The sequence below is a fragment of the Marinobacter alexandrii genome (genome assembly GCF_005871205.1).
In the GTDB taxonomy this organism is placed as follows: Bacteria; Pseudomonadota; Gammaproteobacteria; order Pseudomonadales; family Oleiphilaceae; genus Marinobacter; species Marinobacter alexandrii.
Genome location: NZ_SWKM01000014.1, coordinates 281,798 through 304,957, shown reverse-complemented (window position 1 = coordinate 304,957; position 23,160 = coordinate 281,798). Strand labels below are relative to the sequence as shown.

Here is a 23,160-nt window from a genome sequence, read left to right as displayed (position 1 = left end):
GGAAAGCATGTAACCCAGGATGGTATGACACCACACGGCAGATTCATATGGGGAAGTTTGCTGCACATGACCCGCGACACTTTCAGGCGAGCCGTGGCGACTCTCTTGGGCCTCGTCTTCGTGGTGTCAGCCTACGGCCAGGAAACACAGGGCCGACTCGTATATTTTGCGGGGTCAGGCAACATCGCTCTTGACCAGCACGTTCAGACCTTACTCGCCGACCAATTAAAAAGTGATATTACCCTCACCCCGATTTCCAGCGATCAAATTCCTATGGTCGAGAACACTCCCGTTATTTCCATCGGCCCAGCAGCGTTCTCCAGGGTGCGCCAGGCCAATCGCTCGATACCGATTTTAGCCATGTTGGTGAACAAATCATTCATCGACGGGTTTGCTGCCCGGAACCCGGGCCAGATCTCCGGGGTCCTCTACGACGTTCCTTTGCTTCGCCAGGCTCTGACGGGCAAAGCGATATTACCCCACGCCAACAATGTGGCCATCCTCGCCACGACGGCGTCGGTTGAACTATACGAACCCCTGATTGATGAATTGCCAGCTCACGGGATGAGTGCACGGGTTTTTGTCGTCGACAATGAAGACGACCTGATTCCCTCCCTTGTACGAGCGCTTCGCTACGGCGACTTCCTCCTTGCCGCGCCTGACGATGCCATCTATAACCCTCGCACCATCAAACACATTCTGTTGACAGCTTACCGCCGAAACAAAATCGTTATCGGCCCGAGTCAGGCTTATGTCAAAGCGGGCTCGCTCGCCTCAAGCTACGCTCCCTTTGTGGAAATGGCTGCGCTGGGCGCCAATTTCATCGAACAGTATTTCGTAGCCGGCGCATTTCCTGCCCCGGCTTATCCGCTAATCTATCGGGTTGACGTGAACGATCAGGTTGCTCGCTCAATGAATATCCCGGTTCCGGACCCTGCACTTTTAAACCGGGCCATACAGCAGGAACTTGCCGAGAATGGAGGGCCGCAGGGTGAATGAACCAGACATCGCTCGATCGACGCTGACCCGCAAGCTCCTGCTGCTTGGCGCTGTCCCTGCCATCGTCATGTTTATTGTTTTGATTGCATTTTTCACCTCGGCACGACTGGAGGACGCCCGGCAGCAGTTGTTTGATAGCAGTCAGATGTTTGCGGACAGTTTGGCGCCGACTCTGGAATACGCTGTGGTTTCGGGTAACCGTCAGGCACTTGAGCAGGTTTTGTCCCAAGCGCTGAAGCGAAGCAAAGCGGACTGGATCGAGGTGACCAATGTCATGGGCGACCCGATCGGTTTCGTTGTCAACAGTGAAACCAGTACCCCGATTGATCCTGATCTGTACAACGTCTTCGAAACGGAGATATTGCAACAGCCGCTGGAGCTGGATGTCGGACGGACTACCGAATGGTTCACGCCTAAGTCCGGTCTAGGAGTGAGCGCATTGCGAATGGGCACAGTTCACGTTGGTGTCAACCAGGATCTGCTAGCTAACCGGCAAAGAGATATCCTCTGGACATCGCTGGCAGTGGGAGCCTCCCTCCTGCTGTTCACGATGCTGATCATCCAGCACCACCTGAACACCATACTCTCTCCCGTCCGACAGTTATCTGGCCGAATTTCCCGCTTGATCAACCGGGACTATGAAGAAGTCACTATCGGCAATCGGGGCAGCGCGCAGGAGGTTGTCGAAATTGAGCGACAATTGAACGAACTGGCAACCCACCTATTTAGCCTGGAGGCTTCCCGCGAGCAAACCCTGGCGGCCTCAGAGAACGCACGCCAGAAAGCGGAATCAGCCAATCTGGCGAAGTCGGAATTTCTGGCAACTATGAGTCATGAACTGCGCACGCCACTGAACGGTGTGCTGGGTATGATCGATCTGATTCAGGAGGATTCCCTGACCCCTAGTCAGCAGGATTACCTGACAACCGCCCGTCAATCCACCGAGGATCTCTTGACGGTCATCAGTGACATCCTTGATTTTTCCCGCATGGAAAGCGGCACTCTCAAGCTTTCCAGCCAGGAGTTCGAGCTTCAGAAGCTAATCCAGAACTGCGCAGCCACCTACCGTCAAGTAGCCGAAGAGCGAGGCCTGGCGCTCAGCGTGAATTTCTTCGGCGATTGGCCAGACAAACCCATGGTGATTGGCGATGCGCCCAGACTGCGCCAGATCATCGCCAGTTTGATCGATAACGCCATTAAGTTCACCAGCGACGGATCCGTCATCATTCAAGCAGGTTGCTTTGGGCTGGAGGACAACTGCATCATTCTTAACTGCGCTGTGAGTGACTCAGGCTCGGGCATTCCAATTGAACGACTGCCGGATATCTTTAATTCCTTCGAACAACTACAGCACGGCGACGACCGCAGCCACGGCGGCACCGGCCTCGGACTAGCACTGGTGCAGCGGCTGGTGGAACTTATGGGTGGCCACATCAAGGTCGAAACAGATCTTGGAAAAGGTTCGTCCTTCCGGTTTGAGCTTCCGCTTGAGCTTGCAAGCAGTGCTGACGCCCCAACCTACGACAACCAGTCAACCAGAGAGCCCCGGGAGCCCGGTTCCGGTGTAGCCCATGCACTGGTTGTCGAGGACAACCTTGTTAACCAGCGCGTGGCAAAAGCCATGTTGACCAAGCTGGGTTACCAGGCCGATTCGGCGAACAACGGCAAGGATGCCCTGAACATGATCCGCAGTAACCACAGGGGCTACGACGTCAACTTAATGGACTGCCAGATGCCGGTGATGGACGGCTACGAAACCACCCGTCACATTCGCGAATGGGAACAGAGCAATGGCCGGTCAGGCACTCCGATCATCGCGCTCACCGCTGACGTATTACCGGGCACTGACAGAAACTGCCTGGAAAGCGGCATGAACGATTACGTCGCCAAGCCGGTACGAAAGGAAAATCTACAGAAAGTTCTGGGACGCTGGGTCCAGGGCTGAGAATATGAAGAGCAGAGAGCGAGATGAAAAGCTGAGGCATTCAGCGCCCTTCCCTGGGCATGTGGATCCGTTAGACGACAGCTTCCCTCATGGTCACAAATTCCTCGGCAGAGGTCGGGTGGATGCCCAGGGTCGAGTCGAACTGAGCCTTGGTGGCACCGGCCTTGATGGCCACGGCCAGCCCTTGAGTGATTTCCCCAGCATCTGGCCCCACCATGTGAGCACCCAACACCTTGTCGGTTTCGTCATCGACCACGAGTTTCATAAGGCTGCGCTCGTCACGGCCACTCAGGGTGTATTTCATGGGCCGGAACTCCGAGCGATAAATACGCAGCGAATGGCCGGCTGAGCGAGCTTCATCTTCCGTCAGACCCACGGTGCCAATGTTAGGCTGGCAGAACACCGCCGTCGGAATAGCAGAGTAATCCATTTCACCCTGGCCATCACCGAACAACCGCCGGGACAGCACCATCCCCTGGGCCAACGCCACCGGCGTCAGTTGCGGAGTACCAATAACATCGCCCAGAGCGCTGATGGATGGGACCGCGGTCTGGAAATGTTCATCCACCACCACATGCCCCGACTCGCTTAGTTCCACACCCAGTTCGCTTAGTCCAAGGCCTTCCACCAGAGCTGACCGGCCGGTCGCGGCCATCACCAAGCCAGTCGCCAGGGTTTCACCGTTATTCAGATGAACCCGGTACTGATTGCCTTCCGGCTCCACTGAATCGATGTTGACCCCAAACCGAAGATCAATGCCTTTCTTACGCATTTCCTGTTCGGTAAAGTTCCGGATATCGGTGTCAAACCCCCTCAGGAACAGCTCTCCGCGATACAACAGCGTCGTCTCAACGCCAAGCCCAGCCAGAATGCCCGCGAACTCAACAGCAATGTAGCCACCGCCCCAGATCACGGCACGCTTGGGAAGCTGCGGCAGGTAGAACATTTCATTAGAGGTGACCACACATTGCTTTCCGGGAATATCTGGCACCACCGGCCAGCTCCCTGTCGCCACGGTCACATGCTTTGCAGTGTAGGAGGTTCCGCCCGCTACTACGGTATTAGCATCGGAGAACGACGCTGTGCCCTCAATGATTGTCACGCCAGCGTTCTGGAGCATTCGGCCGTAGATTCCATTAAGCCGCTCAATTTCGGCGTTCTTGTTGGCCACCAGTGTCGGCCAGTCAAAAGTCACGTCTGAGGTCGGCACGTTCCAACCGTAACCGGCAGCATCTTCGAGCTCATCGTGCACATGCGCGCCATACACAAACAGTTTCTTGGGCACACAACCAACATTGACGCAGGTGCCGCCCAGATACCGTGATTCGATTACGGCAACGCGGGCGCCCCGCTGGGCCGACATCCTTGCCAGGCGCACTCCGCCCGAGCCAGCTCCAATTACAATCAGATCAAAATCGTGGTTGTCAGACACAGTGTCTCCTGTAGGTCATTCGAAATCAGTGGCGGCCTTCAGCGGCTGCTTTACTCTCCGGGTGCACTTCCCGGAACAGAACATGATCCTCAAAGTCACCGAGTCGTATTTTGCCAAGACTGCGGAACCCCTCGGACTCGTAAAATGGCAGGTATCGACTATTTCCGGTATCGAGCACCAACCCGCTGCCGCGGGGATTTTCCGAACAGAGTTTTTCAACGGTTTTCAGCAGCAGACGGCCGTAACCACGGTTCTGGTATTTGGGATTTACGCCCATCAGCGGCAATTGATGCGCCAATGGCTGGGGCAGCATATTCCGGATCTTTTCGTGGTAATCGAGGTAACGCCGTGTCGATGCAAACCCCGTCGTCAGAACCATACGAATACGCCAGCTGAACTGATCTGCCAGGTTCATCCGTAATTCGGGATCGCCAATAAACGCAACGGCCACCAGGGTATCGTCTACCATGACGCCGATGGCTTCCTGATCAAACTCAAAATACAGATCAATGAGTTCGCGGATGGTGGCCCGAATTCGCTGATCGTAGCCTGGGCGCCGGTGGTCAAACAGGTACTGGAACGTGGGTTCCTGCCGGTAAGCATGATAAAGAATGGAGCGCGCCTCGTTAGTCGCGGAGCCATCAAGACGCACAATCACGGGTTCTGATTGACTGCTGTTACCACTGCCGTTAGCCATTCTCATGCTCTCCTGCCGGTACTACCGAATCAGATTGTCAGTGTTAAACGAACAGAAACCCGGCCTGGTTCATCGGCCCGGTCCATGGCGGCCTGGTCAATGATCACGCCATTGCCCGATTTCAGTCGCTCCAACCAGGCTGCAACCTCGGCAAACGGAGCATCCTCGATCCAGACCCGGATTGCGTTTTCACCGCTTGGCTCAAACCGTTGCAGTGCCAACCCGGATTCCCGCGCAGAGCGAGTCACCAGTGCCATGAGTGCCCGGCCATCTGGTAAATTCGCGGAGCCCGGGGAGGCATCGCCACTAGCGCTGCCCAAGCGTTTGATAGTGGTTTCATTGGTTTGCATCCAGGCAAGGAGTTCAGCCGCGTTTTCCCGCTGGGCAGCCGCCGAATCGTGAAAACTGGTGGCCGGATTCCATACTGCGAAGTACAACAGCCCCAACAGGACCGCAACCATTAACACCAGCAATGCCTGCTGATCACGACGAGCCAGTTGGTCGTACTGGGCAATCAGCTTGCCAACCGAGGGCTGGTTTTTAAGTTTCTCAAACATGACCTTAACCTCCGGAAACCGTCAGTCGGCCACGTGCGCCGCTGGACTCGTTAACCACGGAACCAATTTGAGCTTCCAGCCCCTGATTGGACAAGCCATTTCGCAGCGCGCTCAGGCGATCGTAACTTTCCGCCCTGACATCCACCACCAACTCTCCCCGGGATCGGCTGAAGTTCACGGAATTGAAGGTAACCGACTGGCCTCCCGGAAGTTCCGCATATTCCTGACCGGTGTATTTCATCAAGGTGATGAAATCCAGATCGGGGCCCGCAGAGCCCGCAACTCGCAGCTGACCTTCGATAACACGGCGAACATTGCCCGCATGGGTGCGCCTATCACCAGGAAACGCCTCCCGGTAGATCGCCATTGCCCGATCCTGCAACTCACTGGCCTTGCGTTCGTAGTACATCCCCATACCTACTTCGAGCGCAATCTGGATGCCAAACCAGACCGCTGCCACAGCAATCAGGGGCTTCCAGGGCTTGAAGGGACTTGCGGTGTCTGACCGGTTGGAAAACCGGCTCTGGCAGAGATTTATCGGATGTGACAGGTGGTGATGGTGAGCATGCGCCAGCAATTCCAGCGGCATCAGCTCAAGAGTTTCCCGACGCACCAGTAACCGCCCTGGCGCCTTGAACTCGCTCACGATGGTCTGCTGCGCATCAAATTCCTGCTCGGTGGCATAAAGAGTAACCGGTACCTCGGCGACGACCTCCTCAGAGGGAGGGACGGCGAGCGTGTGCGCAAACATGCCCAGATTTACCGAATGCATACTTAGCCACTCGCCACGATCACTGACCATCAGCGCGATTTCGCCATCCAGACAGACCGACCAGCCGCCTTCGGTAACCGGCAGCAAGGAGGCATCCGGGTAGATCGCGTCCAGGCGTACGTGCTCCCAATCGCTGAACAGACTAACCCAATGCCGCATGCGTTCTTCGTCAATGGCGGCCACACGATAGCCATCGTCGGTATGCCGCCCGAGGGCCAGGTGCACCGACTCAATGTCCTGGGCAATCTGCTCTTCCACCGCGTACGGCAGGGCCTGCTGAATGTATCGGCTTTGCTTGGCTGGGATGTCGGCCAGGCAGAACAAGGCCTCATCGCCAGGAATCAGCCCGATCAGCAAGACATTGTCGAGGGCATTCTGCCCCAGTGTCTGCTCTATTTCCCGCTGGGTATCCCCGGTACCGCGTGCCTGGGTATCGCCGCTGGCATCATGCAACACCCAGTTATACGAGAACGCCTCAGGGTTCTGCGCGGGGTCGGCCAGTGGAGGCACTGGCCGCACGTATAGGCGATAAGACATGGCTATCCTTCTGAAATGGTGAACGGCTCTTTTGTAATTCGGTTTTTCTGCCCGGTATCCCGTCGAACCGTCCGAATTTCGCCTTCCGGGTTTCTGAAAACGGTGCTGACCATGTTCACGACCCGGTCATCGTAGGTAATCCTGGAGGCGACTTCAAAAAAGCGCGTTTGCAGCCCAAGCCCCGCCGAGGTTAAACCTAACCCGGCAAATTCTGGTAGCGCGAGAAAGTCCTGGAGGTTCAGAAACGGCTCCTCCTCTCTCTTTTCCAGAATAGCGGCCGCCTGGGCATCCGTCAGCTCCTCACTGAGCGAGCGTAACACCGGCGCGGTGGCAGTGTTCACGTTGATCCCCAGCCCGGAAACCGGAAGGGCCGCCACATGGGGGCTCAAGGCCTGGTAGATCTCTTCCGTCATTCCCTCCAGCAGCCGCAGCTCGGTCACGCTGATGAAGGGCTGGTTGCCCGCCCGGTAGCCGGGCTCCGCCGAGAGATACTGACCATCTTCGGCTCCATAGGCACTAACAGTCTGGTCATTTTCATCAATCCAGTCGACCAGCACGTCGACATTGATCGCCGATATATCAAGGGCAGCGAAGAGCCGGGTTAGTCGCTCTTTGGTCAGTGTATTCACCTGACCGTTAGCGGTCACCAGATCGTTCAGGTTAATTCGCCCCCCCAGATCATCGATTTGAACCTCGACCACACCGTTATCATCCAGGGGCAATATCGCCGCGTTCATGGCCCAGAACTCATCGAGACTGTCGATCATCTCGCTTTCTTCTTTATCGTCCTCGTAATCCCGGACCAGGATCTGTTTGGCGAACGCTTCTGCACCCAGCGCGATACTCGTTCCCTGTTGCTGGGCCAGGTAATGCCCGGCCTTGAACACCCGGATGCTTTGTTGCTGGGTCATTCCGGATGTCAGCATAACCACCAGTGCCATCGCCAACAGCACCATAATCAAGGCCACGCCACGTTCTCTGGCCGGAAATTGGTCAACACGGATGTGCTCCATCAGCCACCCTGCCCCTGAGTGCCAGTCGCGTCCGAATCGTCAGCGCCCTCTTCGGCTTCGGTCTCGCTGCCCGCTTCATTGGTTTGGTTAACCACGCCTTGGGCCTCTTCAGCACTAAAGTCCGGCAGTACAAAGGTGCGCACCAGATCGCCGTAGCGCTCATGTTCCAGGGTGATTTCAATCCCCATGGGAAGTGGCGTCTCTGGCCGGCTGCCGGGCGACAGGCTCGCCATGGTTTCATCCGTCGGCCACTCCGGCTCCCAGGCCCGTTGATCGTTGAGAAAGCGAACCTCAAAGTCCAGTACACCTTCCAACAGCAACACATCTCTGCTGGTGTCCTCCTGGCCCTGATCGACCAGAGGCCAGTATCGGCGCCGGAGTTCCTCACCAGTGTATTCCCAGGCTACCCGCTGCAGACCACTGCGACGTGACCCCAGAGGGTTTCGCCAACCCTGCCTGGTCAGCATCAACGCGAAATCTTCTTGCCGGCTGGTCAATGCAATCTGATAGTCACCATACACATCCCGCGCCGGACGATTTACCACCTGCATCAGATCGCGCTCCAGCAGCAGCATGGCACGCTGAAGTCCATCAAACTCTTCAGCCAGTTCGTTAACGCGATCCCGGGACGTGATGACACCGCTTAACACCTGCCACACACCCAGACCAATCACCGCAGTGATGGTGACGGCAATCAGAACTTCAAGCAGCGTGAAGCCACTCTGCGGGCGGGATGAAAGCGGGGGGAACTTCATCAGTTCTGCCCCAGGAAAGCAGACAAGGTATGCACCGGCGCGGGCTCGGATACCTCACCGCGGTAGCGGGATACCGTAACTTCGACGCGCCTCATGGTCGGCTCTTCAGTGGCCAATACGGCGGTAGTCACCTGCCACCTGAACGGACCGTAGTCCGTATCCTGGGAGTTTTCGGAGATTCCCGGCAGGTTCTCGGCGAGACGCAGCTCATTGATCCGGTTATCCGCCAGCCAGGCTGCCAGAGTTTTATCGCGGACTCGTTCGTAGCTGGAAATGTACTGGCTCGCCACCTCCGCAGCCGCCGTGGCAATCAGGCCGAAGACCAGCAACGCAACCAGCACCTCAATGAGTGTGAAGCCTTTCTGGCGGATCACAGGTCTTCCTCGTCATCACCGGGCTGGCGCCATTCAAGGTCTGATACGCCATCAGACGCCAGAATATGCAGGTAGTCGCTGTTCTTGCCGACGGTGAACTCAATCTCAAACGGCGTGGTTTCGCCGCTGGAAAAAAACACCACATCCGGGCGCAACTCATCCTCGGCCGAGGCCAATCTCGGGGCATCGCTTTCGATGAACTTTGTCACTACCAGCCACTCCGGAAAGCTGCCCGGCCGGAACAGGCGTTCTCCGGACGCCGCCCAGTCACCCGATTCGTCCTCATAGGCGACGAACTGGTAACCCTCCTCTATCACCTGCAGACCCAATTCGCGATTATTGAGAACGGCCTGCTCGGAGGCCGTTTGCATCAACAGGTACAAGTCGCGCACTTCGTTCTTCAACTCCCTTTGCTGGGAGCTGCCGCCAAAGCTAAACACCGCCAGAGACGCCAGCAGCCCGACGATGATCAGGACAACCAGGATTTCCAGCAGTGTGAAACCGGCTTGCCGTGTCGCGAAGCGCACAATCACCTATCCCTTGGTGTTCCAGGCGCTGATGTCCGCGGCGTCGCCTTCACCGCCTTCCTGGCCGTCGGAGCCATAGGAGTACAGATCATAAGGCCCTTCGGTTCCCGGGCTCACGTACTGGTATTCAGCACCCCAGGGATCTTCCGGTACACTTTTCAAGTAGCCATCGGGGTTCCAGTTCTTCGGCTCGGGGCTGCCACTGGGTTTGGACACCAGCGCTTCCAGACCTTGCTGGGTGGAGGGGTATTGGCTGTTATCCAGCCGATACAGATCCAGGGCATTGGCAATGTTGCTCAGTTGGGTTTCAGCAACCGTGACTTTGGCCTGATCACTGCGGCCCATGATGTTCGGAGCAACAATCGCCACCAGGAGCCCCAGAATTACCATCACCACCATGATCTCGATCAGGGTGAAGCCGCGACTGTTGGTGCGCAGGTTCCTATTTCGATTCGTCATTGTTTCACTCGTCATTGGAATGGAATACCTTCGTTTTAAGTGGCATTCACGAACACCCCTTGGGCCTAACCCACCAGGTTGCTCATGTTCAGAATCGGCAGCATGATGGCCAAGACAATAATCAGCACCACCACACCCATCACCAGCAGCATCATTGGCTCAAACAAACCGACGATGGCCGCAATTTTTGATTGCAGTGTGTTCTCCTGCATCCGGGCCGTTCGCTCCAGCATACTGTCCAGCTCGCCGCTGGCCTCACCGCTTGCGATCATATGCAGCATCATCGGTGGGAAGTACCCGGTTTGATCCAGCGAACGATGCAGCGAACCGCCTTCACTGACCTTTCGCGCCGCGTCCCGCAGTTCGCCCCGCAAAAAGTCATTGGATAAGACTTCGCCCGCAATCCGCATGGCCTCCACCAAAGGCACACCACTGGTGGTCAGGATACTCAAAGTACTGGCGTAACGGGCTGTACTCACGCCCCGCACCATGCCGGAAAATAACGGTAGGTGCAGCAGACGCTTATGGAACTGTAGCCGGAATGCTGGCCTGCTCAAAGCCAATCGGAAGGCGATCACCGCGATGATCAAGAGAATCAGAAGAAAAACACCGTAGCTGCCGAGGAAGTCCGATACGTTCAGCATGGCCTGAGTCAGGGCCGGCAACTCCTGCCCTTGCTTGAGAAACACCTCGATGATGTCCGGAACCACGTAGGTCAGCAGAAATACCACAATGGAAATTGCAACCACACTTAGGATGATCGGATAAATGGCGGCTAGCTGGATCTTTTGGCGAGCTTCCTGGCGGCTTTCGGTGTAGTCCGCCAACCGGTTCAATACCAGATCCAGGTGGCCTGCGTGTTCGCCCGCAGATACCGTGGAGCGGTACAGGCGTGGAAAGGCGTTGGGGAATTCCCCCAGGCTTTCAGCCAGACCGTAGCCTTCCATCACTTTCGCCCTTATCGCGATGAGCATACTACGGATACGGGGTTTGCTGGACTGCTGAGCAGCTGCAGAAAGGGCCTGTTCCACCGGTATACCAGACTGGATCAGCGTGGAGAGTTGGCGAGTCACCAGGGCAAGATCTGCAGCCGCTAAAGAGCCTCGGCGGCTTAGGGGGTTGGAGCGTACCTGTTTCTCCGTCGACGGTTCAACGGCCAACGGGGTTAAGCCTTTCTCACGGAGTTGCTGGCGAACCGCTCGCGGCGCATCCGCCTCCATCACGCCGTTTTTTTGCTTGCCCCGGGTATCAAGTGCCTTGTAATCGAAAGCAGGCATGGTTTATCGGCCCCGGTAAGTAACGCGCAGCACTTCTTCCACGCTGGTCACGCCGTCGAGTATCTTCTGCACGCCATCTGCGTGGATGCTCGGCCCTCGTTTACGGGCGGCCTTCTCCAGATCCAGTTCGCCGCCCCGCTTATCGATCAGCCCGCTTATTTCGTCGGTGATCTCCACCACCTCATAAATACCAATACGGCCGCGATAACCCAGGTTGTTGCAATGCTCGCAGCCATTCGCCCGGTAGAGAGTCGGCGACAACAAAGGGTCCAGTTGCAGGAACTCACAGTGTTCCTCAGTGGGCGTGTATGCCTCACGACATTCGGTACACAACACCCGGACCAGGCGCTGGGCGATAATGCCCACCAGACTGGAGGAAATCAAAAACGGCTCGATCCCCATGTCCATCAGACGGGTGATTGCGCCCACCGCGGTGTTGGTGTGCAACGTGGAGAGCACCAGGTGGCCGGTCAAACTCGCCTGAACTGCGATTTCAGCGGTCTCAAGATCCCGGATCTCACCAATCATTACCACGTCCGGGTCTTGGCGCAGGATGGCGCGGAGGCCGCGAGCAAAGGTCATGTCGACCTTGGTGTTGACCTGAGTCTGACCAATACCGGGCAAATCGTATTCGATCGGATCTTCAACCGTCAGGATGTTGCGGCTGCGATCGTTGATTTCCTGCAGGGAGGCGTACAGCGTGGTCGATTTACCGGAACCGGTAGGACCGGTGACCAAAAGAATACCGTAGGGCCGGTGGATCAGCTTGCGCAGCACCTTCAGATCGTCACCGGACATGCCCAGTGACTCCAGGCGAATCGCACCAGCCTGCTTATCCAGCAGACGCAACACTACCCGTTCACCACTGGACGACGGCATGGTCGAGACCCGAATATCCACTTCCCGGCCGGCCACTCTCAGGGCTATCCGACCGTCTTGTGGTACCCGCTTCTCAGCGATATCAAGCTTGGCCATAACTTTGATACGGGACACCAGCAGCGGTGCCAACGCCCGCTTTGGCTGTACCACCTCACGCAGAACGCCGTCCACCCGGAACCGGACAACCAGGCGCTTCTCATAAGTCTCAATATGAACATCGGACGCGCTGGTTTTGACCGCTTCGGTCAGGATGGCGTTGATCAGGCGAATGATCGGCGCGTCATCTTCCTGCTCAAGCAAGTCCTCTGTTTCCGGTACGGATTCCGCCAATGAGGCAAGATCCATGTCGTCACCGATGCCTTCGACCATCTGCATGGCTTCGGCGGAATCGTTTTGATAGGCAGCGTTCAGGGCGTGGTCGAACCGGTCAGGATCAATGGTGGAGAACCGTGCTCGTCCGCCACTTACGCGGTTCGCTTCCGCGAGGGCAGAATGTGAGGCACCGGGCCGAATCAGGATGATCGGATCGCCTTCCTCCGAGCGCGTCAGAATGACCCCATTGCGCTTGGCAAATGTAAAAGGAAGACGGCCCAGCGGTGCATCCTGCTGCTGCAATTCAGATTCTGTAGTCAAGGTCTTCCCCGTCCCAAAATTCTTTTTTATTCAATCAATTCAGAAAGGCTACCACAGGATATGGACCCGCTGAATAACTCTATACACTATACTGCCAATAATTCATTGCCGTCTGATAACCTGTGGACCTTTTCCGCCCACACAATTGCATCCAGGAAGATCAATGCCCTTTTACAACCAACGGCTTCCGCTTCTTCTCACCGTTATCGCGGGCACGGCCATGGTCGGTGTGACAGCCTGGCAGGTTTATAGTTTCTCCCAGGCTCAGGGCCACGGTTCATCCTCGATAAATGCCCAACAACTGGTCCGTGAAGGCCGAGATCTGAGCCAGACGCCGGAAGTGGATCTGACCACGCTTGCCCTGTTTGGCACCGCCCGCCAGGAAGGCAGCGCGGGGCCAGTGGAGACCGAAAACCTGCCAGAAACCAACTTGCGCCTGTTCTTGAGGGGCGTTTTGGCAGCCGACGGCGAGTTTCCCGGTAGCGCTCTCATTGAAGACCAGAAAGGCAACACCGAAGCATACCCGGTGGGCGAGGAGTTACCCGGTAACGCCAAGCTCCGCTCCGTGCACGCCAACCGGGTGGTCATTGAGCGTGGCGGTAAGCTTGAGAACCTGTTTTTCCCCGAAGAAAAAAACCGTTCCGGTATGACCGTAGCGTCCGGTAATCAGGATGAACCAGAACAGTCCGCACCGGAAACCCAGATACCAGCATCCAACCAGGCATCCTCACCTGCCGCCGATGAGCAGCGCAGAGAGGAAATCCGCCGACGCCTTGAACAACTCAGGGAACGGCTGCGAAACAACAGTAACTGAGGCCACCAATGGTCACCGCCGCTCCTGCGCTCCGGCACCCTGCGTCACTGTTACCAGCTCTAATGCTGGCAGCGACCTTGGTGGGGGCTTTTGAGCTTAGCAGTCGCCTGATGAACTACGTGCAGCAAGAGTTCGGCACCGAGGCCTTCGAACGGCTCGAGAACTGGCAACGCCTGCACAAACTCGCCACCAACGCCCCGGTCGAGCGCCAGCTCCAGCTTGTAAACCGCTTCTTCAACCGAGTGAATTTTGTCAGCGACATTCGGCACTGGGGCGAGGAAGATTACTGGGCCACACCGGTGGAGCTGCTGACCACCAACGCCGGCGACTGCGAGGATTTCTCCATCGCCAAGTACCTGACCCTGAAATCCATGGGCGTACCCGATGACCAACTGCGCGTTGTGTATGTAAAGGCACTGGAACTCAACCAGGCCCACATGGTTTTAGCGTGGTATTCGCAACCAGACGCCGACCCGCTGATCCTCGACAACTTAATAAATGAGATAAAAGTCGCCTCACAACGCACTGATCTTGAACCTGTTTATAGCTTTAATGGTGAAGGACTTTGGCTTAATAACTCATCCGGGGGTGAAGGCGAACGCATTGGCGAGGCACAGAAGCTTTCCCGCTGGCAGGAACTGAACCAACGCCTGACCGACTCATTACAACAGTAGCTATTCGACCTCGAATTAGCCTGCATCATTCATTCGAGCGATACCCGCCCAGATAGCTTTTCGGAAGCTGATCGCCCGTCGATTTTTCACGAGAATTCTGTATACTGTGAAAAAGCGACAAAGGAGCACTCACATGAGCACTGCACAGCTCCCCAACGAGCAAACACAGGACAAGGCACTGCTTGCCAAAGCCCTGCTCAACGCCGGAAAAGCCTTCGGCTTTAACCAGACCGAACTCGCCGACATTGTGGGTCGGAACCGTACCGGGTTGGTGCGGGACGGCATTGATCCGTCCAGCAAATCAGGTGAACTCGCCCTGCTCTTCATTCGCCTCTACCGCAGCGCGTTTGCGCTCACCGGCGGCGACCCTGCGGCCATGAAGCACTGGATGAACACCGAAAACCGCTACTTCGATGAGGTGCCCCGGCAGCTAATCAAATCGGCGGAAGGTCTGGTTCGGGTGAACCACTACCTGGATGCCATGCGAGGTAAGGTGTGAGCTATGAAGAGCGCATCGCCAAGGCCGTCGAACCGCTGCAGGGAACAGCGTTCCGGGTAGTGGAGTCCCAGGAGGACATAGCCACTACCCGCCTGGTCGACAACATACCGGAACAGGCCCGCCTGGAAGAGTTGCTGGAGGCAAGCAAACCGGCTCGCGCCAAAGGCACCGACAAGCTTCATTACCTACTGGCTACACCCTTTCGCTACCCGCCCCTGAAGCATGGTTCGCGATTCGGGCGCGCCTTCGAAAAAAGCCTGTTCTACGGCGCCATGACGATTAACACCGCATTGGCAGAGACCGCCTTTTACCGCTTTGTATTTGTTAGCCATCTGAGCGTGCCGTTTCCACAGCCCCTGCAAACCCTGCACACGGTTTTCGGCGCCAGAATTCGGAGCGATCACGGCGTGCGCCTGCAGGATACTGCCTGGCAGGACCTCCATGAAGCCCTCACCCATCCTTCGAGCTATGCCCTGACCCAAGCCCTCGGCACCCAGATGCGAGCATGCGGTGTGCAGTGCTTTCAGTTCCTGTCCGCCAGAGCCCGACAAGCGGAACTTTACGGCCTACCCTACGATGCCGGCGATGGCATGGAAGGCATCAACGTCGCACTGTTCGAGCCGAGTGCGCTGAATGACAGGAAACCACGGCAATCGTCCCGTCTGATTATCGTAACCAGCGCAGAATCGGTGTCCATGAGCCTGACGCTGGCAGATGGTTCTCGACAGGTATCAGAGTTTGCTTTGAGTAGCTTTCTGATTGACGGCGAACTACCCGACCCTGCTGCGTGATAACGAGCCGACTACCTGAAACAGGCTTAAAACTTCAGTTCAAAAACCTTACGTAGGATTCTGATAAATATAAAAAAGGGCGGAGGCCAGCTCCACCCTTTGCGATCCAACCAACAGTGTCGTCGTCACTCGCGATCAATGCGATAGTTAACGTAGGTTGGTTCGAACACACCTGACTCCAGCCACGTGCCGGTACGGGCCAGCTTGGGCGTGGGTTGGCCCTCTGAGGGATAGCGATAGTTGACGTAACCGGGCTCATAGATTCCCGCCGCAGTTATCGTGCCTGTACGCAGAATGCTAAAGGGCCCACCGGCTCTTTCCGAAGGATAATCGTAATTGAGATAACCGGGACTTGCTTCGGCAGGAATTCCCCCCGCAACCAAAGACCCAGACCAAACCAGAGCAAATAAAACCAGACTAGCAATTTTCATGTCGCACCTCCCATGGCACTGCCATGTTGTGTCTCACACCATACTGACGTGCGAACAAGCGAGGTGTTACACGAAGCTGAAGTCTTGGTGGGCGCGATCTCAAATATTATTTTAATCAACGACCTAGGTATTTTTTGAACTGCCGCAACCAGGTCAGAATCGAAGTTTAGAAGTAAATAATATCAATGAGTTACGTTGGCGTTATCGCCAAAGCGTTTCAGCGCCCCATGACCGTTCGCACCTTATGAGCATCACTGGGTATCCGGAACAGTCAGTTTCAAGACACGACACCCCGTTCCCGAAGCGCCTTAATCTCATCGGACGACAGCCCCACAACTTGCTGAAGGACCTGTTCCGACTGCTCACCTAAAAGCGGTGGTGCGTTTCGGTAGGTCACCGGTGTAAGTTTCAGCTTAATCGGATTGCCAACCATCGGCACTTCGCCCAGATCCGGATGCTGAACAGTCTGTTTCATCCCCCGTGCGAGGACCTGGGGATCATCAAATACCTGGCCCAGAGTATTAACGGGACCGCAGGGCACCCCCGCCCCCTCAAGAACTTTCACCCACTCCCGAGTCGATCGCATCACCGTCGCCTGCCGCAACATTGGGATCAGTGTCCGGCGATTTGCCACACGGGCTCGATTTGTCGCAAAGCGCTCATCGCTCGCCCACTCCGTGCGACCGAGCACGTCACAAAGCCGGGCAAACTGCTGATCATTGCCGACCGTCAGCACCATGTTACCGTCTGCGGTAGGAAAATCCTGGTAAGGAACGATGTTGGGGTGGGCATTTCCCATTCTGGTTGGAGACTTGCCTGTGGTCAGGTAATTCATGGCTTGGTTGGCAAGGCAGGCCACCTGCACGTCCAATAACGCGGTTTCCACATACTGGCCTTCGCCGGTCCGATCCCGGTGGCTAAGGGCGGCGAGTACGCCGATGGTGGCGTATAGCCCAGTCATAATATCCGTCAGGGCCACGCCCACCTTCATCGGGCCAGCACCTGGCTCGCCCTCCGGTTGCCCGGTAATACTCATAAGCCCGCCCATGGCCTGAATCAGGAAATCGTAGCCGGGCCGGCTCGCATAAGGGCCATCCTGGCCAAATCCGGTGATCGAACAGTAGATGATTTTCGGATTGATACGTTTCAAACTGTCATAGTCCAGGCCGTAGCGTTTGAGGCCGTCCACCTTGAAGTTTTCCAACACCACATCCGATTCGGCCACGAGTTTGCGGATCAGTTCCTGCCCCTCGGGATCGGCAATATCGATCGCCAGCGATTGCTTATTCCGATTAGCAGTCAGAAAGTAGGCGGAGAGCTCAGCCTTGCCATTAGTCCCCTCCATGTAAGGCGGCCCCCAAGAGCGAGTGTCGTCACCGGCTCCTGGGCGCTCAATCTTGATGACCTCGGCGCCCAGATCTCCTAAAATCTGACCCGCCCAGGGCCCGGCCAATACCCGGGAAAGATCCAGGACACGCAGGTGAGACAGGGATTCTGACATCCGATTCTCCTTTTAAGCGGCTCTCAGCGCATGCCGCCAAGACACAGATATTTGAGTTCCATAAAATCGTCCAGGCCATACCGGGAGCCTTCCCTCCCCAGACCGCTTTCCTTAACGCCACCGACGGGGGCTGCCTCGCAAGAGAGCGTCAGCCCCTCAGAGCAAATAGCTTTCAATCACATCTCGAACAAACGCAGCATACTCATCAACGGCGACATCCTGATCGCGATATTTCCTGCGTTTCAGGTACCAGTCCTGCAGCAGCGCCTTGATCATCGAGGCAACGAGGCGGGCGTTCTTTGGCCGGTATACGCCCGCCTCGATAGCATCCTCAATCACACTCAGGAAGATCCCTTCGATCTCGAGTTCGATAGCGACCGCATCCCGTTTTTCCGAAGATGGAAGGCTCTTGGCCTCCATGTAGGAAAAGTAGAACCAGGCCCGCATAAGCTCACTCAGGTACAAATGCGCCTTGATGGCGGCAAACAACCGTTCACGCTCATCCTTAGCCTCCGCAGTGTAATGGAGCAAGGTACGGCGCGTGATCGTGAACCCATGGCTCTGAATCAGGTGGATGAGGTCATCCTTGTTACGGATGTAGGCGTAGAGCCCCCCCATGCTCAATTCAGAATCCGCACATAGATCCCTCAACGTCATGGCATGGAAGCCCTTAGAGTTCGCCAGTCGCAGAGTTGACTCGATGATGCGGGTCAGATTTCTGACCGCCGTCGCCTCCTTCTTGATGCTGATACGGTCCTTGTTCTGCCGATATACATCACGGATCACATCCTCTTTGGACATGCTGAGTTCACGACGAAATGCTTCGTAATTTTCGATCATAAATGCCACGCCAGTCTGCTCCTGAGGCGGGGATTATAAGCCAATTTATGCCACCGACAGGAACCGGTCCTGGGTGGCCTGATCGGCCCGAAGTTCATCACTAGTCGCCTCATGCACTACCTGCCCCTTCTCCAGGATGTAGGCTCTCTGGGCATGCTTGAGGGCAAATCGGACACTTTGGTCGGTGAACAGAATGGTTGTGGTCCGGCTCAGGTCGTCAATCAGTTCACCAATCTGCTGCACAATGACCGGGGCCAGGCCTTCATTAGGCTCATCCAGCAACAACAGCCGTGGCTGGATCATCAGGGACCGTGCCACCGCCAGCATCTGTTGTTGGCCACCGGATAGAGTGGCGCCGTCCTGGTCCGCCCGCTCACCCAGCATCTCGTATTTCTTGAGGATGCCATCCACTGTCCAGTGCGCGGAATTGGCTTTGCGTTGATAGGAGGCCACATCCAGGTTATCCCGCACCGTCAGCCCGGGAAATATCCTACGATCTTCCGGCACGTACCCGATGCCTGCGCGGGCAATCCGGTGTGCCGGCCAACCCTGGACCGGCTTGCCTTCATAGACGACCTCTCCCGACCTCGGGGGCGTCAGGCCCATGATGCTTTTCAGGGTGGTGCTTTTCCCCGCACCGTTCCGACCGAGAATGCAAACCGTCTCGCCGGCTTCGAGCTGAAGGCTAACACCCTGGAGCGCCTGACTCTCGCCGTAGAACGTCTGGATATTGCGCACATCAAGAATCATAGGTTGGCCTCCTCGACCGCCTCGTCGTCTTCTTCGCCTAGGTAGGCGACACGAACCTCCGGGTGGTTCTTGACTTCCTCCGGTGTGCCGGCAAAGAGCTTCTCGCCACGGTGCATGACCAGAATCCGGTCCGCCAGGTTGAAGACCACATCCATATCGTGTTCGGTGATCATGAAGGTGTAGTCTCCGCTGTCGGCTAGCTTCTTGATCAGCCGGGTGGTGCGCCGGGTTTCATCCGGGGTCATCCCGGCGGTGGGCTCGTCCAACAGCACCAGCTTTGGTTGTGTGGCCAGCACCATGGCTATTTCCAGCAATCGCTTGTCGCCGTAGCTGATAACTTCAGCGCGCTGCGCCTTCAGGCTGTCGATACCCAGGCGGGTCAGAAACTCAACCGCCTCCTGCTGGATTGCAGTATTGCGGGAGGCGATGTTGAACAGCCTGCGGCTGTGGCCATGGTAGGCCGACAGCACCACTTCCACGTTCTCCTGCACCGTCATCTCCGGGAAGATATTGTTGATCTGGAACGATCGGGAGACTCCCAACCGGCTGATCTTATGAGGCGGCAGGCCAGTGATATCCTTGCCGTCCAGCATGATCCTGCCTTCAGTCGGCTGCATCCGGCCGGAAACCATGTTGTAGAAGGTGGTCTTACCGGCACCGTTGGGGCCGATAATAGCGATGGTTTCCCTGGGCATGACTTCCAGGTTGATATCGGAGACCGCCGTAACCCCGCCAAAACGCTTGGTCAGGTTGGCAATGTTGAGCACGGGGTTACTCATTTCTTCACCTCCATCCACCAGTCAATGGCGGTGCCCAGCAGGCCCTTGCGGAAGAAGATGACCATCAGCGCCAGGATGATACCCAGAACCAACATCCAGGATTCCGTGTAGGTAGTGATCCAGGTTTCCAGCAATACGAACGCCGCAGAGCCGATGAACGGGCCCAGGAAAAACCCGGTGCCACCCAGGATCGCCATCAGTATGGGTTCGGCGGACATGGACCAGTGCAGAAGTTCCGGGCTCGCCACCCGCAGGAACGGGGCGATCAGGCCACCGGCCAGGCCCGCGAAGGTTCCGGCTATAACAAAAGCCACCAGGCGGTACGTGCGTACGTTCAGCCCGGCGAAGGATACCCGCTCGGGATTCTGGCGGATTGCCTTGAGGATCATGCCGAAAGAACTACGGCAGATCAGGTACAGCACTATCGCGGCAATGGCCACAATGCCCAGCACCACATGGTAGTAGACCGAAGGGTTAGCCAGGGTAAGATCAAGACCCAGGCCGAAAGAGCCCAGGGTAAACCCGGCAAGACCGTCACTGCCGTTGGTTACCGAGCGCCACTGATAGGCGATGGCAAAAACCATCATGCCAAAAGCCAGGGTAAGCATGGCAAAGTACACCTCATTGAGGCGGACGCTCAGGAAGCCGATAACCAGCGCGAGCACTGCCGCTGCCCCCATGGAAACCAGCAGGCAGGCCAGGAACGGCCACTCCAGGTGGATCAGCACCAGGGCCGTGGCGTAAGAGCCGATACCGAAGAAGGCAGCATGCCCGAAGCTCAGCATACCGGTATAACCGAAAATCAGGTTAAAGCTGGCAGCAAACAGGCCCAGGATCAGGATCTCGGTAAAGATGAAAATGTAGAAATAGGAGGCAACCCAGGGCACCGCAATCAGCCCCGCAATCACCAGAGCCAGTATGGCCATAAGAACCTTGGTCTTCATGCGCTTGCCCCCTTGCCCATAATGCCGTTTGGTTTGAACAACAGAACCAGCGCCATACCCACGAACGGCAACAGCAGGTTCACTTCCGGCAGGTAGCGGCCACCGAAGCCGTGAATCAGGCCCAGAATAATGGCGCCAAGCAAGGCACCGGGAAAACTGCCCAGGCCGCCGATCACCACCACAATAAACGACTCGATAATGATCTTGTCGCCCATGCCCGGATCCAGCGCCCGCATGGGAGCGGCCATCACGCCACCGACAGCGGCCAGCCAGGCACCAAACGCAAAAACGCCGGTCACCACCAACCGGGTATTGATGCACAGGGCCTCGGCCATATCCCGGTCCAGTGCCGCTGCGCGCATGATGCGGCCGACGCGGGTGCGATTGAACAGGTACCAGAGCCCGGCCAGTAACAGCAGCCCAATAACAATCACAAACAGGCTGTAGGTGGCCACGGAACTGCCTAGCAGCTCCACGGAACCGGAAAGCAGCTGTGGGGGCTGAACTACATGGATGCCGCTACCCCAGATCGTTCGCACACTCTCGTTGATGATCAGCAAAATGGCGAAGGTCAGTAGCAGGCTGTCCGCAATGTCCCGGGAATAGATGAAGCGCAACAGGACGCGGTCAATAACAACCGCCAGAATGGCAACGCCAACCGGAGCCAGAAGCAGAGCCGCCCAGAAGGGCATTCCCGCTATGTTAATCAGGGTGAAGGCCAGGTAGGCCCCCAGCATGTAAAGTGCCCCGTGGGCAAAATTGATGATGTTCAGCACGCCGAAAACGATGTTCAGGCCCACTGCGATGATAAACAGCAGAAGCCCGATATCGAGACTATTCAGCAACGCCGCTCCGATGCCAGACATGGATTACCTCATTACGTTAGGGCCGGATTCGTGGCGCCCCGGAGGACGCCACGGCAAGCAAAAGAACAACAGTCAGATCAGAGCTTGCAACCGGTCTCTTCGATCGTGCGGGCGACTTCCTCGCCATTAAAGATCTGCAGATTTGTCAGCGTGCGAATGCCATGCTCTGGATGCATGGGGCCGGACACACCCCAGTTCGGGCTGACCATCGCCTGGTGATCACCTTCACGGAACGTCACCGTACCGTTCGGTGCCTCAAGGCTCATGCCGCTGAGCGCCTTGGCAACGGCGGGGCCTTCGGTGGTGCCAGCTGTTTCCATGGCGTTTTTATAGGCATAGATAGCCGCATAGGCACCCTCGGCGTTGTAGCTTGGGGCAGTGCCGTAGGCGTTGATGTACGCCTTAACGAAACGATCATTCACCGCGTTGTCATATGCTTCATACCAATACCGTGTGGACAGATGCACACCCTCTGGCATTTCCTCGCCCAGCGCGGAGAGCACCTCGGTCGCGGCACCCACAGTAAACATCACCTCCAGATCCTTTTCGAAGAACCCACGGGTATTGGCCTGGCGGATAAAGTTGACGAGATCACCTCCCCAGACGGAGATCAGCACACCCTCGGCGTCAGAGTCCATGACCCGGTCAATAAACGGGGTGAAGTCTTCGGCACCAAAACGCGGGAAGTTGGTCTCCGACATCAGGTTCACATCCGGCTTGATCTCTTTGAGGTAATTACCGAAGAACTCCCAGGACTGGTGGCCGAAGGCATAGTCCGGACCGATGGTGGTCCAGTTGGTGGCATCGGTGTCTGCAGCCACCAGGGCGGCAGCCTTCATGTTCTGGGCCACGTTGACGCTGATGCGGTAGGTAAAGGGATTACACAGATTGCCGGTGACGTCCGGCGTGGCGGCGTGGGTGATGATCAGTGGCTTCTGCAGCTCTGGCATGGTCGGGACCATCCCCTGGGCAACGCCCGAGCTGTCCAGACCCACGAGAGCGTCAACACTCTCAGAGTAAACCAGTTTCCGGGCTGCCTGGATAGCCACCGAGGCCTTGCCCTGGCTGTCCTCATAGACCATTTCGACCTGGCGACCCAGAATGCCGCCGGAACCATTGATTTCATCCACCGCTAGGTTGATGCCCTTCTGGGCAAACTCACCATAGGTGGCAGCACTGCCAGAGAGAATGTAGAGCCCCCCGATCCGGATCGGATCCTCAGCATAACTGGTACCGGCGGTGCCCAGGGTAGCGGCTGCGGTCGTCGCAACCAGCATTTTCTTGATGCTTGTTGTTTTCATGGTAATGCTCCTGTGTTCTTGTCTTTGTTGTCACTGGAACTTTCAGGCCCTTTGAATCAGGGCCGGTTTTCGTTGTTGTGAATTCCTTATTCGCGTTATCGCAACCTCCTGCCG

At 56.8% G+C, this 23,160-nt stretch carries 25 protein-coding genes and 1 pseudogene; 6 read left to right on the top strand and 20 right to left on the bottom strand.

From position 1 onward, the window contains the following. The first annotated feature begins 66 nt into the window (after positions 1-66). Positions 67-999 (top strand): ABC transporter substrate-binding protein, encoded by a 933-nt coding sequence (locus FCS96_RS15305; protein WP_138441244.1) that lies wholly within the window; start codon positions 67-69, stop codon positions 997-999. Beyond that, positions 992-2,944, top strand: coding sequence for an ATP-binding protein (locus FCS96_RS15300; RefSeq protein WP_228264125.1), 1,953 nt, complete (start codon positions 992-994; stop codon positions 2,942-2,944). Before FCS96_RS15305 ends, FCS96_RS15300 begins: the two co-directional genes overlap by 8 nt. A 70-nt stretch (positions 2,945-3,014) precedes the next feature. On the opposite strand, the gene gorA is transcribed toward FCS96_RS15300, so the two are convergent. The 11 genes from gorA to gspE all read right to left on the bottom strand — a co-directional run bounded on the left by gorA (position 3,015) and on the right by gspE (position 12,856). Beyond that, positions 3,015-4,376 (bottom strand): glutathione-disulfide reductase, encoded by a 1,362-nt coding sequence (gorA, locus tag FCS96_RS15295; protein WP_138441242.1) that lies wholly within the window; start codon positions 4,374-4,376, stop codon positions 3,015-3,017. A 25-nt stretch (positions 4,377-4,401) separates the two neighbouring features. After that, complete coding sequence (locus FCS96_RS15290; RefSeq protein WP_138441241.1) at positions 4,402-5,073, bottom strand: GNAT family N-acetyltransferase; 672 nt, start codon at positions 5,071-5,073, stop codon at positions 4,402-4,404. A 29-nt stretch (positions 5,074-5,102) separates the two neighbouring features. Further along, positions 5,103-5,630: a type II secretion system protein GspM gene (gspM, locus tag FCS96_RS15285; protein ID WP_138441240.1), complete on the bottom strand. Its 528-nt coding sequence runs from the start codon at positions 5,628-5,630 to the stop codon at positions 5,103-5,105. A gap of 4 nt (positions 5,631-5,634) precedes the next feature. After that, a complete protein-coding gene (gene gspL / locus FCS96_RS15280) occupies positions 5,635-6,939 on the bottom strand; it encodes a type II secretion system protein GspL (RefSeq protein WP_138441239.1) in 1,305 nt (434 codons plus the stop codon). Positions 6,940-6,941: 2 nt separating this feature from the next. Beyond that, positions 6,942-7,952, bottom strand: coding sequence for a type II secretion system minor pseudopilin GspK (gene gspK, locus FCS96_RS15275; RefSeq protein ID WP_138441238.1), 1,011 nt, complete (start codon positions 7,950-7,952; stop codon positions 6,942-6,944). Beyond that, the gene (gspJ, locus tag FCS96_RS15270) at positions 7,952-8,707 is read right to left on the bottom strand and encodes a type II secretion system minor pseudopilin GspJ (RefSeq protein ID WP_138441237.1); all 756 of its coding nucleotides are present in this window, start codon (positions 8,705-8,707) and stop codon (positions 7,952-7,954) included. Before gspJ ends, gspK begins: the two co-directional genes overlap by 1 nt. Then, on the bottom strand, positions 8,707-9,081 hold the full coding sequence (gspI, locus tag FCS96_RS15265) for a type II secretion system minor pseudopilin GspI (protein ID WP_138441236.1): 375 nt from the start codon (positions 9,079-9,081) through the stop codon (positions 8,707-8,709). Before gspI ends, gspJ begins: the two co-directional genes overlap by 1 nt. Then, on the bottom strand, positions 9,078-9,614 hold the full coding sequence (gspH, locus tag FCS96_RS15260) for a type II secretion system minor pseudopilin GspH (RefSeq protein ID WP_407658111.1): 537 nt from the start codon (positions 9,612-9,614) through the stop codon (positions 9,078-9,080). The genes gspI and gspH overlap by 4 nt, the downstream gene beginning before the upstream one ends. Continuing rightward, complete coding sequence (gene gspG, locus FCS96_RS15255; protein ID WP_138441235.1) at positions 9,615-10,067, bottom strand: type II secretion system major pseudopilin GspG; 453 nt, start codon at positions 10,065-10,067, stop codon at positions 9,615-9,617. 65 nt (positions 10,068-10,132) lie between these two features. Beyond that, a complete protein-coding gene (gene gspF, locus FCS96_RS15250; protein ID WP_138441234.1) occupies positions 10,133-11,344 on the bottom strand; it encodes a type II secretion system inner membrane protein GspF in 1,212 nt (403 codons plus the stop codon). Between the two features lie 3 nt (positions 11,345-11,347). After that, positions 11,348-12,856 (bottom strand): type II secretion system ATPase GspE, encoded by a 1,509-nt coding sequence (gspE, locus tag FCS96_RS15245; RefSeq protein WP_138441233.1) that lies wholly within the window; start codon positions 12,854-12,856, stop codon positions 11,348-11,350. 163 nt (positions 12,857-13,019) lie between these two features. Between gspE and FCS96_RS15240 the strand changes: the two genes are divergently transcribed. The 4 genes from FCS96_RS15240 (at position 13,020) to FCS96_RS15225 (ending at position 15,634) form a co-directional block, all read left to right on the top strand. Further along, on the top strand, positions 13,020-13,670 hold the full coding sequence (locus FCS96_RS15240; protein WP_138441232.1) for a type II secretion system protein N: 651 nt from the start codon (positions 13,020-13,022) through the stop codon (positions 13,668-13,670). An 8-nt stretch (positions 13,671-13,678) separates the two neighbouring features. Continuing rightward, positions 13,679-14,344 carry a transglutaminase-like cysteine peptidase gene (locus tag FCS96_RS15235; RefSeq protein ID WP_138441231.1) on the top strand — a complete coding sequence of 222 codons (666 nt, stop codon included), beginning with the start codon at positions 13,679-13,681 and terminating at the stop codon, positions 14,342-14,344. A 133-nt stretch (positions 14,345-14,477) separates the two neighbouring features. After that, positions 14,478-14,843, top strand: coding sequence for an MbcA/ParS/Xre antitoxin family protein (locus FCS96_RS15230; protein WP_138441230.1), 366 nt, complete (start codon positions 14,478-14,480; stop codon positions 14,841-14,843). Beyond that, on the top strand, positions 14,840-15,634 hold the full coding sequence (locus FCS96_RS15225; protein WP_138441229.1) for an RES family NAD+ phosphorylase: 795 nt from the start codon (positions 14,840-14,842) through the stop codon (positions 15,632-15,634). The genes FCS96_RS15230 and FCS96_RS15225 overlap by 4 nt, the downstream gene beginning before the upstream one ends. Before the next feature lie 125 nt (positions 15,635-15,759). Here FCS96_RS15225 and FCS96_RS15220 read toward each other — a convergent pair whose 3' ends face one another. From FCS96_RS15220 to FCS96_RS15180, 9 genes and pseudogenes are all read right to left on the bottom strand, one after another. Further along, positions 15,760-16,065: a hypothetical protein gene (locus tag FCS96_RS15220; protein ID WP_138441228.1), complete on the bottom strand. Its 306-nt coding sequence runs from the start codon at positions 16,063-16,065 to the stop codon at positions 15,760-15,762. A gap of 277 nt (positions 16,066-16,342) precedes the next feature. Continuing rightward, positions 16,343-17,566, bottom strand: a complete 1,224-nt coding sequence (locus FCS96_RS15215) for a CaiB/BaiF CoA transferase family protein (RefSeq protein WP_138441227.1) — start codon at positions 17,564-17,566, stop codon at positions 16,343-16,345. A gap of 23 nt (positions 17,567-17,589) precedes the next feature. Next, positions 17,590-17,712 (bottom strand): annotated as a pseudogene (locus FCS96_RS15210) (aldehyde dehydrogenase family protein); the annotation flags it as partial. Between the two features lie 10 nt (positions 17,713-17,722). Next, positions 17,723-18,406 (bottom strand): TetR/AcrR family transcriptional regulator, encoded by a 684-nt coding sequence (locus FCS96_RS15205; RefSeq protein ID WP_138441433.1) that lies wholly within the window; start codon positions 18,404-18,406, stop codon positions 17,723-17,725. A 45-nt stretch (positions 18,407-18,451) separates the two neighbouring features. Continuing rightward, complete coding sequence (locus FCS96_RS15200; protein ID WP_138441226.1) at positions 18,452-19,156, bottom strand: ABC transporter ATP-binding protein; 705 nt, start codon at positions 19,154-19,156, stop codon at positions 18,452-18,454. Further along, the gene (locus FCS96_RS15195; protein ID WP_138441225.1) at positions 19,153-19,935 is read right to left on the bottom strand and encodes an ABC transporter ATP-binding protein; all 783 of its coding nucleotides are present in this window, start codon (positions 19,933-19,935) and stop codon (positions 19,153-19,155) included. The genes FCS96_RS15200 and FCS96_RS15195 overlap by 4 nt, the downstream gene beginning before the upstream one ends. Continuing rightward, a complete protein-coding gene (locus FCS96_RS15190; RefSeq protein ID WP_138441224.1) occupies positions 19,932-20,879 on the bottom strand; it encodes a branched-chain amino acid ABC transporter permease in 948 nt (315 codons plus the stop codon). Before FCS96_RS15190 ends, FCS96_RS15195 begins: the two co-directional genes overlap by 4 nt. Then, complete coding sequence (locus FCS96_RS15185; RefSeq protein WP_138441223.1) at positions 20,876-21,745, bottom strand: branched-chain amino acid ABC transporter permease; 870 nt, start codon at positions 21,743-21,745, stop codon at positions 20,876-20,878. The genes FCS96_RS15190 and FCS96_RS15185 overlap by 4 nt, the downstream gene beginning before the upstream one ends. A gap of 77 nt (positions 21,746-21,822) precedes the next feature. Then, a complete protein-coding gene (locus tag FCS96_RS15180) occupies positions 21,823-23,046 on the bottom strand; it encodes an ABC transporter substrate-binding protein (protein ID WP_138441222.1) in 1,224 nt (407 codons plus the stop codon). Positions 23,047-23,160 lie beyond the last annotated feature (114 nt).